This is a genomic window from Crossiella cryophila (assembly GCF_014204915.1).
Taxonomy (GTDB): domain Bacteria; phylum Actinomycetota; class Actinomycetes; order Mycobacteriales; family Pseudonocardiaceae; genus Crossiella; species Crossiella cryophila.
Genome location: NZ_JACHMH010000001.1, coordinates 1,998,333 through 2,010,315 on the forward strand (window position 1 = coordinate 1,998,333; position 11,983 = coordinate 2,010,315).

Below are 11,983 nucleotides of genomic sequence, written 5' to 3' on the forward strand. Positions count from 1 at the left end.
TGCGGGGCATGGGTTTGGGTTGCCGACTCGAGAACCAGCGTGGCTCCGAGGGCTCGCGTGTTCTCCGCACGGCCTTCCGCAAGCCAACCACACCCCGAGGAGCGGCCCCCGTCACGCTTGGGTGGCTAGGGCGGCGGCAGGTTGCAGGGGCCGCTCCTCGGGGCGCGGTCAGCAAGCTCCAGGCCGTACGGAGAACACGCGAGAACCCTCGTCGTGGGGTTTCACCCCAAACCCCCAACCCGCCCCGTCCCATAACGGCCAACGACCCGTACAAGAACGGCCAACACTCCGTACAAGAACGGCCAACACGCGTGAAAAAGAAAGGCGGGGCAGCCCCTGGGGGAGGGGTGCCCCGCCTTGGGATTCGTGTGGAGTGTCAGCGCCGCACGAAGTCTCCGTTGGTCTGCTCGGCCGGGTCGAGTTGCGGGAGGTGGCCGGGCAGGTCAGGGGTCAGGGTGTCCTGGGCCGCGGGGGGCACTGTGGCCGCGCCGCCCACGATGGGGAGGGTGACGAAGGAGCGGGCCAGGTCGATGGTGACCGTGGGGCGGTTGGCTGGGGCCACGATGCGGCCTGAGTCGGTGCCGGCGATGATCACCGCGAGGCGGTGGCCCGCTGGGATCACGTGGTCGGTGCTGGCCAGGCGGAAGGTCATGGTTCTGGCCTGGCCGGGCACGATGGGGGTCTGGCTGGTCAGGGATTCCGAGTTGGCCAGGTCGGCCCAGCCGCGGGAGAAGACCTCCAGGCCCACGTTCGCGGTGGTGGTGGCGGTGTTCTTGTAGCAACCGTTGTCGCTGGGGGTGGCATCGCCCCAGCAGGACTCGGTGGCCAGGGTGCTGATGCCCTCGCCGGAGCCCGCGTAGTTGCGGATGGTGGTCGGGCCGTAGTGCACCAGGACCGCGCTGAGGTGGGCGGTGCTGGTGTTCGGGGTGACCCGGACGGTCACCGAGCCGGTGCCGGAGATGCGCAGGTCCTTGGCCAGTGGGCCGGTGCTGAACAGGGTCCGGGCGTTCGACGCCGTGTTGGGGTTGGCTGCCCAGTTCGCCGAGCCCTGGCCCGCGGTGTCGGTGAACTTCTCGGTGCTGCCGGGGGTGGCCTGGGTGGTGCCCAGCTGGCCGAGGCCCGCGGTCTGGCCCTTGCGGATGCGCAGGTTCACCCGCTCAGTACCGGCCAGCGGCCAGGTCGGTTCGTTCACCCAGGTGTCGGGGGCGCGTTCGATGGTGGCCCTTGGCTCGTTCTCGATGCCGTTGTTCACGCCCAGCAGCCAGCGGTCGAACCAGCGGTGCAGGGTGTCCACCCACACCGAGCGGCGGAAGTCGAACGGGTCCACGTGTCCGGCCTGGGTCAGCCAGATCTTGCGGGTCACCCCGGCCGCGCCGAGCTTGTCCCACCACTGCCCGTAGTGCAGCGCCTTGACGTTGAGGTCGCCCTGGCCGTGCACGACGAACACGCTGGCCTTGACCTTGCTCGCGTTCGGCAGGTAGTCCCGCTCGGCCCAGAAGGCGTTGTAGTCACCATTGCCGGTGGCGCCGTTGGTGAGCTTGGTCTTCTGCGCGCCGCAGTCCGGGCGGCCGCCCTTCTCCACCGTGTTGGCCAGGCCGACCGGGTTGAAGCCGAAGGACACGCCGTCACTGCGGTAGTAGTCGTACCAGGAGCTGATCGCGCCGATCGGCACGATCGTCTTCAGGCCGGGCACGCCGGTGGCGGCCACCCCGTTGGCGATGGTGCCGTCATAGGACTTGCCGATCATGCCGGTGGCGCCGGTGCTCCACGAGGAGGACGCCTTGACGTTGCCCGCCTTGGTGGTGAACCCGTCCGCGTTGCCGTTGAGCCAGTCGATGACCACCTTGGCCGAGGCCACGTCCGACTTGCCGCCGATGTCGCTGCAACCCTCCGACCGGGTGGTCCCGGCCAGGTCCACCAGCACCACGGCGTAACCGCGCGGCACGAAGTAGTTGTCGTAGAACAGCGGGAAGCCCTGCGGCCGCTGCTGGCCGTCGTAGGTCTTCTTCTCGCTCTCGTTGCCCCGGCCCAGATTGTCGTAGTACGGGCTCGCGTCCATGATCACCGGGACCTTCTTGCCCTGCTGGGCGGCTTCCGAAGGCCGGACGATGTCCGCGGCGACCCGGTCGACCACGTTGTCCCCGTCCAGGTCGAACCCGGTGGGCACGTACACGGTCTCGCGGATCGCGTTCGCGTAGGAGTAGATGGGGTCGCTGACCCCGGCCCGCGGCTGGGGCGCCTGCTCTGGTGCGGCGCCTGCCATGGGGACGAGGGTCAGCGCGCCGATGCTGCTGGCCACGGTGGCCAGCAGCGCGGTCAACGCGCGCACGGGTCGGCGGTGGGTCACGAACACCTCCTGTGATCTGGCTTGGACGCTAGGCCCACTCCTTTTCAGTTGCCAGGTCCGACTGTCCGGACTATTGGGCGTGTCCTTGGTTTTGCTCGGCTGTGCTACTTTTTGCTCAGATGAGCAAAAAGACCTTCACCGAGACCGCGCGGCGGGCGCAGATCGTGGCCGCCGCGATCGAGACGCTGGCCGAGCTGGGCCACGCGCGGACCTCGTTCGCCCGGATCGCCAGGCGGGCCGGGCTGAGCAGCACCGGGTTGATCAGCTACCACTTCGCAGGCAAGGAGGAGCTGATCACCGAGGTGGCGGCCACCGTGCTGACGGAGTTCCGGGAGCACGTGCTGCCCAGGATGGCCGGGCTGGACTCGGCAGGCGCCCAGCTGCGCGCGTTCCTGCTGGCCAACTTCGACTTCATGGCCACGCACCGGCCGAAGTTGCTGGCCCTGCTGGAGATCGGCCCGGCACTGCGTTCTGGCGCGGGGGATCCGGGCCTGCTGGAAAGCGATCTGGCCGGGCTGGCGGAGTTGCTCCGGGATGGCCAGCGGCGCGGGGAGTTCCGCGAGTTCGACCCGAGGGTGCTGGCGCTGGCGATCCGCTCGGTGCGGGACGGGGTGCTGCGCAGGCTGGCGGTCGAGCCGGAACTCGACCTGGCCGCCTGCGCGGTGGAGGTGGTGCGGATGTTCGAGTTGGCCACGTGTGAACCGGGGGAGACATGGGCGGGAGAACAGCGGGACTAGTGCTGGCGGCATTGCTGCTGGCCGGATGCACGAGCGCGCCGCCGACGGCGGACGGGCTGGTGCGGATCGACACGGGTGAGCTGCGCGGCACGGTGGCGGCCAATCACCTGAGCTACCAAGGGATTCCGTACGCCGCGCCGCCGGTGGGCGCGGATCGCTGGCAGCCGCCGAAGCCGGTGGCGGCCTGGACCGGCGTCCGCGAGGCGACCAAACCGGGCAACGCGTGCCCGCAGGAGGGCACCCAGTACGCGAAGACCAGCAGCACCACCGAGGACTGCCTGTACCTCAACGTGACCACGCCGGGACTGGGCGGCAGGCGGCCGGTGCTGGTGTGGATCCACGGTGACGGCGTGGTCGGCTCCGGGGCGTTGTTCGACGGGGCGCCGCTGGCCACCGCCGGGGACGCGGTGGTGGTGACCATCAACTACCGGCTCGGCGTGTTCGGCGGGTTCGGCTACCCGGGGCTGGCCGGGTCGGGCACGTTCGGACTGGCCGATCAGCAGGCGGCCCTGCGCTGGGTCCAGCGCAACATCGGCGCCTTCGGCGGGGATCCGGGCAACGTCACCGCGATCGGCTCCTCCTACGGCGCCTCCTCGATCAGCGCGCACCTGGTTTCACCTGGGGCACAAGGACTTTTCCAGCGGGCGTCCCTCCACAGTGGAGAGGCGTTGATGCCGCTGCCCGCCGGCGCGTTGCTGCCGGGGATCCCGGCGGTGGACTGGTTCATCTGGCGTTCGCTGGCCGAGACCGAGCAGCTGGGCGCGGCCGTGGCCGGGGAACTGGGCTGCGCGGACCTGGACTGCCTGCGCAAGCTCCCGGTGGACAAGCTGTTCCCGCTGATGCGGATGTTCCAGAGCTACGCCTTCGGCGGCGAGGTGCTGCCCGAGCTGCCCGCGAAAGCGTTGCGGGACGGGCGATCCCAGGCGATGCCGGTGATGACCGGGATGACCAGGGACGAGCACCGGACCTTCGTCGGCGTGTTCCGGGAGAAGGTGACGGCGGCGGAGTACCCGGGCCTGGTGACCGAGGCATTCGGCGGGCGGGCGGCGGCGATCCTGCGCGAGTACCCGCTGAGCCGGTTCGACTCACCGGCGCTGGCCTGGTCCACCGTGCTCACCGACGGCCTCTGGGCCACCGCGACCTTCGAGCAGGCGGAATTGGCCGCCCGCAAGGGAAAGACCTTCGCCTACTCCTTCGCTGACCGGGACGCGCCGGTGTACCTGCCGTTCCCGGAATCCTTGCCGCCGGGCGCATTCCACGCCGCGGACACGCCATACCTGTTCCCGGACCAGGGTTTCCGGGACAAGGCCAAACCGGAACAACGCGAACTGTCCGAGCGGATGCTGAAGTACTGGGCCAATTTCGCCCGCACCGGCGATCCGAACGGCCCGGGGTTGCCGCGCTGGGCGGAGTTCGGCGGCGAGAAGTACGTGCAGGCGCTGGCGCCCGGCGCCGGGACGCGACAGGTCGACTTCGCGGCCCAGCACCGGCTGGAGTTCTGGCGGAACCCGCGCTGATTCAGCGCGGCAGCCCCGAGGCACGCCAGGCGCCAGGACCGGGGCGCAGTTCCGGGCGGTGCAGACGGGCCCGGTCACCCCAGGCCGAGCGGGGCTCCGGCTCCGGCTCGGGCTGGGGTGCGCTGGCCAGTCCGGCCACCACCGCGGTCAGCGCGGCCAGTTCGAGGTCGTCCGGGGTGCCCCGGACGACCCTGAGCAGGGGACGTTCGCTCATGGCTTCAACTCCCGCAGTTTGTCCAGGGTGCGCAGCACCAGTTCCCGGTCACCGACCGCGGCGAACACCTCGGCGTTGAGGCCGCGGAACTCGTGCGTGTAGTTGGTGATCTCCATGGTGTAGGCCCCGCCCCAGGCGTTGTAGGCGCGCGGCGCCTCACTGTGCGCCCAGAAGTAGGTCCCGGAGGCGGGGAACCGGGACCGCTGCAGGTAGAAGGCCAGGCAGTGCGAACCGGTCGGCGTGCAGCGCAGCACCGGCTGGTCCTGACCGCCCTCGTCGTGGCCGAACTCGGCCAGCGCCTTGGTGTCCGGGTTGTACTTGTACTGCGCGCTGAAGTCCCGGTGGGTGTAGGCGACCAGGGTGCCGGCCACCGTGCGCGGGACGTCCTCGGTGCTGATGTCACCGCGGATGCGGAACACGTTGGGCAGCGGCAGCTCGTGGTCCGGCGCCAGCGCGATCTGGCTCCACAGCACGTAAGGGGACAGGCCGTCGCTGAACGGGGACTTGAACTCCTGGTAGTCGGTGGCCTTGCAGTTCGGTGTCTCGCCAGGGTTGGGGTGGCCTTCCTGGCCGTACGGCACGTAGTTGGCCATCCGGTTGACCGAGCTGATGGTGGCCCCGGTCAGCTTCGGGTCGTAGAGCGCGCTGGTGCTGTCGCCGTGGAAGGGCGGCTTCGTACCGCGGTCATCGTCCTGGCTGCCGGCCTGGGTCGGGTTGAAGCACTCGGTCGGCCCCGGCTTGCCGCCCGGGTTGTCCAGCCGGTTCACCAGCGGGCGCAGTGCCCACTGGAAGGCCGCGCCGTGCCCGCCGCTGCCGATGATCTCCCTGCCGCCCCAGCGCACCGAGGCGATCGACCCGGCCAGCGCGGTGGAGGTGGTCACCGACACCGTGCCGTTGTCCGCGGTCAGGTCAGCGAACTCGCGGTTCCAGTTCCTGGTCACGGCGCAGCGCGACTTGTAGATCATCGTGAAGTCGTAGTGCGCCTGCTTGCGCAGGTCCAGGTTCGCCGGTGCGACACACAGATCCGGGGGCGCCGCCGCGGCGGCCGGCGCGGGGACCGCGACGGCCATGGCGGCGGCCAGCAGCAGCAAACCGGTTCTCACAGCGGGATGTTCCCATGCTTCTTCGGCGGCAGGGTCTCCCTCTTGTCCTTCAGCAGATTCAGCGCGCGGGCCACGTAACCCCGGGTGTAGGAGGGCGGGATCACCGAGTCCACGTAACCGCGTTCGGCGGCCACGTACGGGTTGCACAGCGCGTCCTCGTACTCCTGCTGCAGCTTGGCGCGCAACGCGTCCACGTCCTCGCCGCGCTCAGCGGCCTGGGCCAATGTCTTGCGGTGCACGATGTTGGCCGCACCCTGTGCGCCCATCACCGCGATCTGCGCGGTGGGCCAGGCCAGGTTCACATCGGCGCCAAGGTGTTTGGAGCCCATCACGTCGTAGGCGCCGCCGTAGGCCTTGCGGGTGATCACGGTGACCAGCGGCACGGTGGCCTCGGCGTAGGCGTAGATCAGCTTCGCGCCGCGCCGGATGATGCCGTTCCACTCCTGGTCGGTGCCCGGCAGGAAGCCCGGCACGTCCACGAAGGTCAGCACCGGCACGTTGAACGCGTCGCAGGTGCGCACGAACCTGGCCGCCTTCTCACTGGCGTCGATGTCCAGGCAGCCGGCGAACTGGGTGGGCTGGTTGGCCACCACGCCCACGCTGCGCCCGTCCACCCGGCCGAAGCCGATCAGGATGTTCGGCGCGAACAACGGCTGCACCTCGAGGAACTCGCCGTCGTCGAGGACCCTGGTGAGCACCTCGTGCATGTCGTAGGGCTGGTTCGCCGAGTCCGGGATCAGCGTGTCCAGCTCGCGGTCCTCATCGGTGAGCGAGTCCGCGATGGAGGACTCGGTCAGCGCCGGACCCGGGTAGGCGGGCGGTTCGGTGAGGTTGTTCGAGGGCAGGTAGGACAGCAGCGCCTTGACGTAGGAGATCGCGTCTTCCTCGTCCGAGCCGAGGTAGTGCGCGTTGCCGGACTTGGTGTTGTGCGTGCGCCCGCCGCCCAGCTCCTCGAAGCCGACCTCCTCACCGGTGACGGTCTTGATCACGTCCGGGCCGGTGATGAACATGTGCGAGGTCTTGTCCACCATCACGGTGAAGTCGGTCAGCGCGGGGGAGTACACGTGCCCGCCCGCGGCCGCGCCCATGATCAGCGAGATCTGCGGGATGACCCCGGATGCCTGCGTGTTGCGCCGGAAGATCTCGCCGTAGAGGCCGAGGGAGACCACGCCCTCCTGGATGCGCGCGCCACCGCCCTCGTTGATGCCCACCAGCGGCCGCCCGGTCTTGAGCGCCAGGTCCATCACCTTGACGATCTTCTCGCCGTAGACCTCGCCCAGTGAGCCGCCGAAGACGGTCACGTCCTGGCTGAACACGCAGATCGGCCGCCCGTCCACGGTGCCGTAGCCGGTGACCACGCCATCGCCGTAGGGCCGGTTCTTCTCCTGGCCGAAGTTGGTGGAGCGGTGCCGGGACAGCTCGTCCAGCTCCACGAACGAACCCGGGTCCAGCAGCAGGTCGAGCCGCTCGCGGGCGGTCATCTTGCCCTTGGCGTGCTGGCGTTCCACCGCCCGCGCCGACCCGGCGTGCACCGCCTCGTCGTTGCGCCGGTACAGGTCGGCCAGCTTGCCTGCCGTGGTGTGGATGTCCGGTTCGGCCGGGGCTGACTCCAGCGGCTGCCCCATCGGCGCGGTGGCACTGCTCATGACCAGGCAGCGTAACCAGCATCACGGCGGAAGCTACCGGCCCGTAGCCCATGTCACGTCGACGTCACCCCTTGACCTCCACCGCGCTGGAGGTCACACCGTGGACCCATGCGTGATGACCTGGACAAACTCCTCGCCAGCCTGGAGGTCTTGGCCGGCACCGGGGCCGAGCGGCGCGGCTACCTGGCCAACCACGGCCCGATGGCGGCCGAGGCGCTGGTGACCCTCGGCCAGTCCGCGGCCGCCCCGGACTGGGCCCTGCGGTACCGGCCGATCCTGGAACCAGAGCCCGCCGAACGGTTCCGGCTGGACCCGGCGGACTGGCCCGAACACCTCGGCGAGATCGACCGGCTCGGCGACTGGACCGGGCTGTTCCGCCGCGAACTCGCCGAGCGGCCCTGGCCGGAGGTGCTGCGTTCCTGGTGGCCGCGGCTGCTGCCCGGCCTGGCCGCCAGCGCCACGCACGGGGTGATCCGGACCGCGCACGGCGTGCGCGCGCTGGAGCTGGCCGGGCCGGATCCGGACCCGCTGCTGGTGGACGAACTGGCCAAGGGCCTGGGTTTCTGGGCCGCCCGCTACCAGGAGCTGCCCGGCTCGCCCGCGCTGCGCGGCCCGGACCCGCTGGGCGTCGCCCTGGCCCGGCTGCCCCGGCTCACCCCGGACAAGATCGGGCTGGGCGGCGGGATCAGCGGCGATCTCGCGCACCTGGACGAGCTGCCCGGCTTCGCCGAGGGCCTGGACGGCTACGGCGCCCCTGCCGATCCCTCGGCCGTGCTGGACGAGTTGATCAGCGCCGCGGCCAGGGTGTTCCTGGCCAGGCCGGAGGCGCCGATCGAGTTCTGCCACGCGGTCACCGCACCAGCCGCGGTCCGGCTGGTGCTGCCGCACCTGCCTGCCGAGTTCGCCGCACCCGCGGTGGCCGCCTCCTGGCAGGTGGTCGGCGGGATCGTGGCCGCGTTCTCCCCGGACCGGCTCGACGGCCTGGACGTGGTGCCGGCGGAACCGCCGGCCGCCGAGGAGCTGGTGGCGCGGGCGGTGGCCTCCGGCGACGCGCACGTGATCAAGCTGACCGAGGCCGCCTTCCGGGAGCACGCGCGCACCGGCGACGCGGCGCTGCTACACGCCGCGCACGCCATGGCCGACCGGTGGCCCTAGGCCCGGCCGTAGATCACCGTCCAGTAGTAGTGGCATTCGCCGCCGACGGCCCGGCTGATGCCCACCGAGCGCACATCGCAGCGCAGCGCGGGTGAGCCGTCGTCGGCGACCGTGGGCGCCATGTCCTTGGCCGATTCCCGGTAGGCGGCCACGTAGGCGCCCGCGGTCTGCTGGTAGCCGGCCGCGCGGGCCCGGTCGTCGATGGAGGTGCCGTCCGGGCTGGACATGCCGACGTAGCTGTTCTTCATCATGTCCGCGCTGTGCTGGCGGGCCGCGGTGTTCAGCCGAGGGTCCTGGCGCAGCGGCTGGCAGCCCGCGGCCGAGCGGCGGTCGTTGATCAGCACCGTGAGCGCCTCGCCGGGGCCGGCCGGGGCGGTGGTCGGCGGGGTGCTGCTCGGGCGCGGGCGGGTGGTCGAGGTCAGCGGTGTGGAGCTGCTCGGCGGTGGCGGGGTGGTCGTGCTGGGTTCCGCGGTGGTGGTCGAGGTGCTGGTGGCCGGGGGCGGTGGGGCGGCCTGCGGCTGCTCGACCGGGTGCGGCAGCAGGTAGTAACCCACGGCCAGCGTGGCGGCCAGTGCGACCGGCACGGAAGCCTTGAACACCAGGGAGTTCCCGGCGTTCACCGGCAGCAGCGCCGGGTGGTCGGCGGCCACCGAGGCGCCCGCGAACAGCACGCCCAGCACGGTCAGCGGCGTGGTCAGGCGGCCGGCCAGGTCCCGGCACTGCGGGCAGCGGCGCAGGTGCCGGTCCACGCTCATCCGCTGCGGCAATGACAGCGATTGCGGCCGGCCGGGCACCAGCTCGGCCAGTCGCGGGCAGCGGCGTGGGTTGCGCGCCACCAGCAGCATGCGCACCGCGTTGCCCAGCGCGGAACGGGCCCGGTGCGCGAGCACCGCGGCGTGGTTGGCCCGCACGTCCAGGGCCTGTGCCAGCTCCGGACCGGACAGGCCCTCGCGCACGGTCAGCTCCAGCACCGCGAGCTGCCGCGGCTCCAGGCTGGCCGCGGCGTCCCAGACCAGCCGGGCCGCCTCGTGCGCGGCGGCGGCCTCGGCGGGGGACGCCTCGCCGTCGACGAGTTCGGGCAGCTCCGGCAGCAGCGCCGGACCTGGTTTGCGCAGGTGATCCAGTGCGGCCCGGTGCGCGATGCTGACCAGCCAAGGCCGGAAGCGTTCGGGTTCGCGCAGGTCGGTCAGGTTGCGCAGGGCGCTGACGAAGGCTTCCTGGCTGATGTCCTCGGCCAGATGCGGATCGCGGACCAGCCTGCGGACGAAACCGGCGACCGCTGGCCGGTGCCGGGCGTAGAGGGTCGCGAACGCCTGCGACGAACCGGCGGCCGCGGCGCGGACGAGATCCGCGTCAGTGGGTTCCTGGGTCTGCACGAGCGGGGCCTCCGGACGCGAGTGCCAAACCTTTCCCGGACTTTTTCGACTCAGACCGTAATCCCTCCGGGCGAGTTTCCGTCCTCCAGACGAGTGGCTGGGCCCGCACCCCTGCTCGGGCCCAGCCACTACCCGTGTCCGGCACCCCGGAAAGGAACCCCTGACAAGTGACCGCACTCGAGAGGAGCAGACGATGGCGGCGGAACCGGACGATCATCGCCGTGCTGGCCGCGGCGACGGTGGGAGTGGGTGTGGCGGTATGGCTGACCACGCCGGCGCCGCAGCCGCTGCCGGTGGCGGCATTGACGACGCTGCCGCCAGGGATCGTCGACCCAGGTTCCGGCGTGGGTGGCCCTGCCCCGTCCGCATCCGCCGACCCGAGTGAGACCAGCACGACCACCAGCACCACCTCGGTGAAACCCAGCCCCACCAGCGCGAACCCGACCAGCAGCGCGAAGCCGAGCCCGAAGCCCAGCCCGAAGCCGACGCCCAGCGGCCAGGCGCCCAGCCGCACCCCGAACCCGCCGTCCGGGGACGCGGCCGAGCAGTCCGTGCGCGCGCTGGTCGACGCCGAACGCGGCAAGGCCGGCTGCACCGCGCTGCGCTGGGACGACCGGCTGGCCAGGGCCGCGGACAAGCACAGCGCGGACATGGCGAACCAGGACTACTTCTCGCACACCTCCCAGGACGGGCGATCCCCGTCCGACCGGGTCAAGGCCGAGGGCTACAACAGCGGCGCCGGCGAGAACATCGCCGCAGGCCAGGAGACTCCCGAATCGGTCATGAAGACCTGGATGAACAGCCCTGGGCACCGGGCCAACATCCTCAACTGCGATTACAAGTCGCTCGGGGTCGGCCTGCACCGCGGTGGCAGCTACCGCTTCTACTGGACGCAGAACTTCGGGCTGTCCTGACCGGCTGCTCACCCGGGTTTTCGTACACTGGCCCGGTGCGTGATTGGGACGATCAGGCGCCCGCGGAACGGCCCCCGCTGGACGCCGAGGGGCTGCGCGAGAAGCTCGTGCGGCCAGGTGGGCCGTACGCGGCGCTGGAGGTCGTCTCCTGCACCGGATCCACCAACTCCGACCTGGTCGCCGCCGCGCAGTCCGGCGCGGCCGACCGGACGGTGCTGATCGCCGAGACCCAGACCGCCGGTCGTGGCCGCAACCACGACCGGCAGTGGTTCTCCCCGCCGAGGGCCGGGCTCTACCTGAGCGTGCTGCTGCGCCCCGGCGGGGTGCCGTTCCCGCGGCTGGGCTGGCTGGTGATGCTGGCCGGGGTCGCGGTGGTCAACGCGGTCGGCGAGCTGTGCGAGGTGCAGGCCCGGCTGAAGTGGCCGAACGACCTGCTGGTCGGCCCGGACCTGGCCAAGTGCGGCGGCATCCTGGCCGAGGTGGTCGCCGGGCAGCTCGAACCCGCGGTGGTGCTGGGCATCGGCGTCAACGTGCACCACACCAGGGACGAGCTGCCGGTGGGCCCCGGTGGGCTGCGGCCGACCTCGCTCGCGCTGCAACAGGCCGCCAGCCTGGACCGCCAGCTCATCGCGGTCCGGCTGCTGGAGGAGCTGGCCAAGGCCGAGGCGCACTGGCGGGACGCCGAGGGCGATCCCGGCCGGTGCGGACTGGTCGGGGACTACCGCTCGGCCTGCGCGACCCTGGGCAAACAGGTCAGGGTGGAACTGCCCGGCGGTGCGGACCTGACCGGCTTCGCCGCCGACGTGGACCTGGACGGCCGCCTGGTGATCCGCACCACCACCGGCGAACTCAAACCTGTTTCCGCAGGTGACGTGGTGCACCTGCGGCCGGTCACGCCGACCGGCGTGCCTGGTTAGGGCCTGTCGCCGGGGTGCGCGGTCAGTGCGCGCCGGTACCGTGATCGTCGACCGAAC

10 protein-coding genes are annotated in these 11,983 nt (G+C 71.2%); 5 read left to right on the plus strand and 5 right to left on the minus strand.

The window, feature by feature from the left end; genetic code table 11:
* Nucleotides 1-376: 376 nt before the first annotated feature.
* Nucleotides 377-2,299 (minus strand): Xaa-Pro dipeptidyl-peptidase, encoded by a 1,923-nt coding sequence (locus HNR67_RS09410; protein WP_312989553.1) that lies wholly within the window; start codon nucleotides 2,297-2,299, stop codon nucleotides 377-379.
* Nucleotides 2,300-2,466: 167 nt separating this feature from the next.
* On the opposite strand from HNR67_RS09410, the gene HNR67_RS09415 reads away from it, so the two are divergent.
* Both HNR67_RS09415 and HNR67_RS09420 read left to right on the plus strand, forming a co-directional pair.
* Nucleotides 2,467-3,084, plus strand: coding sequence for a TetR family transcriptional regulator (locus HNR67_RS09415; protein ID WP_221489824.1), 618 nt, complete (start codon nucleotides 2,467-2,469; stop codon nucleotides 3,082-3,084).
* Nucleotides 3,060-4,601, plus strand: coding sequence for a carboxylesterase/lipase family protein (locus HNR67_RS09420; RefSeq protein ID WP_185001674.1), 1,542 nt, complete (start codon nucleotides 3,060-3,062; stop codon nucleotides 4,599-4,601). The genes HNR67_RS09415 and HNR67_RS09420 overlap by 25 nt, the downstream gene beginning before the upstream one ends.
* 1 nt (nucleotide 4,602) lies before the next feature.
* On the opposite strand, the gene HNR67_RS09425 is transcribed toward HNR67_RS09420, so the two are convergent.
* Genes HNR67_RS09425 through HNR67_RS09435 form a run of 3 tightly spaced genes read right to left on the minus strand, consistent with a single transcriptional unit; the run spans nucleotide 4,603 to nucleotide 7,564 of the window.
* Nucleotides 4,603-4,815 carry an acyl-CoA carboxylase subunit epsilon gene (locus tag HNR67_RS09425; RefSeq protein WP_185001675.1) on the minus strand — a complete coding sequence of 71 codons (213 nt, stop codon included), beginning with the start codon at nucleotides 4,813-4,815 and terminating at the stop codon, nucleotides 4,603-4,605.
* Nucleotides 4,812-5,918 carry a hypothetical protein gene (locus HNR67_RS09430; protein WP_185001676.1) on the minus strand — a complete coding sequence of 369 codons (1,107 nt, stop codon included), beginning with the start codon at nucleotides 5,916-5,918 and terminating at the stop codon, nucleotides 4,812-4,814. The genes HNR67_RS09425 and HNR67_RS09430 overlap by 4 nt, the downstream gene beginning before the upstream one ends.
* Complete coding sequence (locus HNR67_RS09435) at nucleotides 5,915-7,564, minus strand: acyl-CoA carboxylase subunit beta (RefSeq protein WP_185001677.1); 1,650 nt, start codon at nucleotides 7,562-7,564, stop codon at nucleotides 5,915-5,917. Before HNR67_RS09435 ends, HNR67_RS09430 begins: the two co-directional genes overlap by 4 nt.
* 108 nt (nucleotides 7,565-7,672) lie before the next feature.
* Between HNR67_RS09435 and HNR67_RS09440 the strand changes: the two genes are divergently transcribed.
* Nucleotides 7,673-8,719, plus strand: coding sequence for a questin oxidase family protein (locus tag HNR67_RS09440; protein ID WP_185001678.1), 1,047 nt, complete (start codon nucleotides 7,673-7,675; stop codon nucleotides 8,717-8,719).
* On the opposite strand, the gene HNR67_RS09445 is transcribed toward HNR67_RS09440, so the two are convergent.
* Nucleotides 8,716-10,095, minus strand: coding sequence for a sigma-70 family RNA polymerase sigma factor (locus tag HNR67_RS09445; protein ID WP_185001679.1), 1,380 nt, complete (start codon nucleotides 10,093-10,095; stop codon nucleotides 8,716-8,718). The two genes, HNR67_RS09440 and HNR67_RS09445, sit on opposite strands and share 4 nt — an antisense overlap.
* A gap of 167 nt (nucleotides 10,096-10,262) precedes the next feature.
* Between HNR67_RS09445 and HNR67_RS09450 the strand changes: the two genes are divergently transcribed.
* Complete coding sequence (locus HNR67_RS09450; RefSeq protein WP_185001680.1) at nucleotides 10,263-11,009, plus strand: CAP domain-containing protein; 747 nt, start codon at nucleotides 10,263-10,265, stop codon at nucleotides 11,007-11,009.
* A 35-nt stretch (nucleotides 11,010-11,044) separates the two neighbouring features.
* Nucleotides 11,045-11,926, plus strand: a complete 882-nt coding sequence (locus HNR67_RS09455) for a biotin--[acetyl-CoA-carboxylase] ligase (RefSeq protein WP_185001681.1) — start codon at nucleotides 11,045-11,047, stop codon at nucleotides 11,924-11,926.
* The last annotated feature ends 57 nt before the right edge of the window (nucleotides 11,927-11,983 follow it).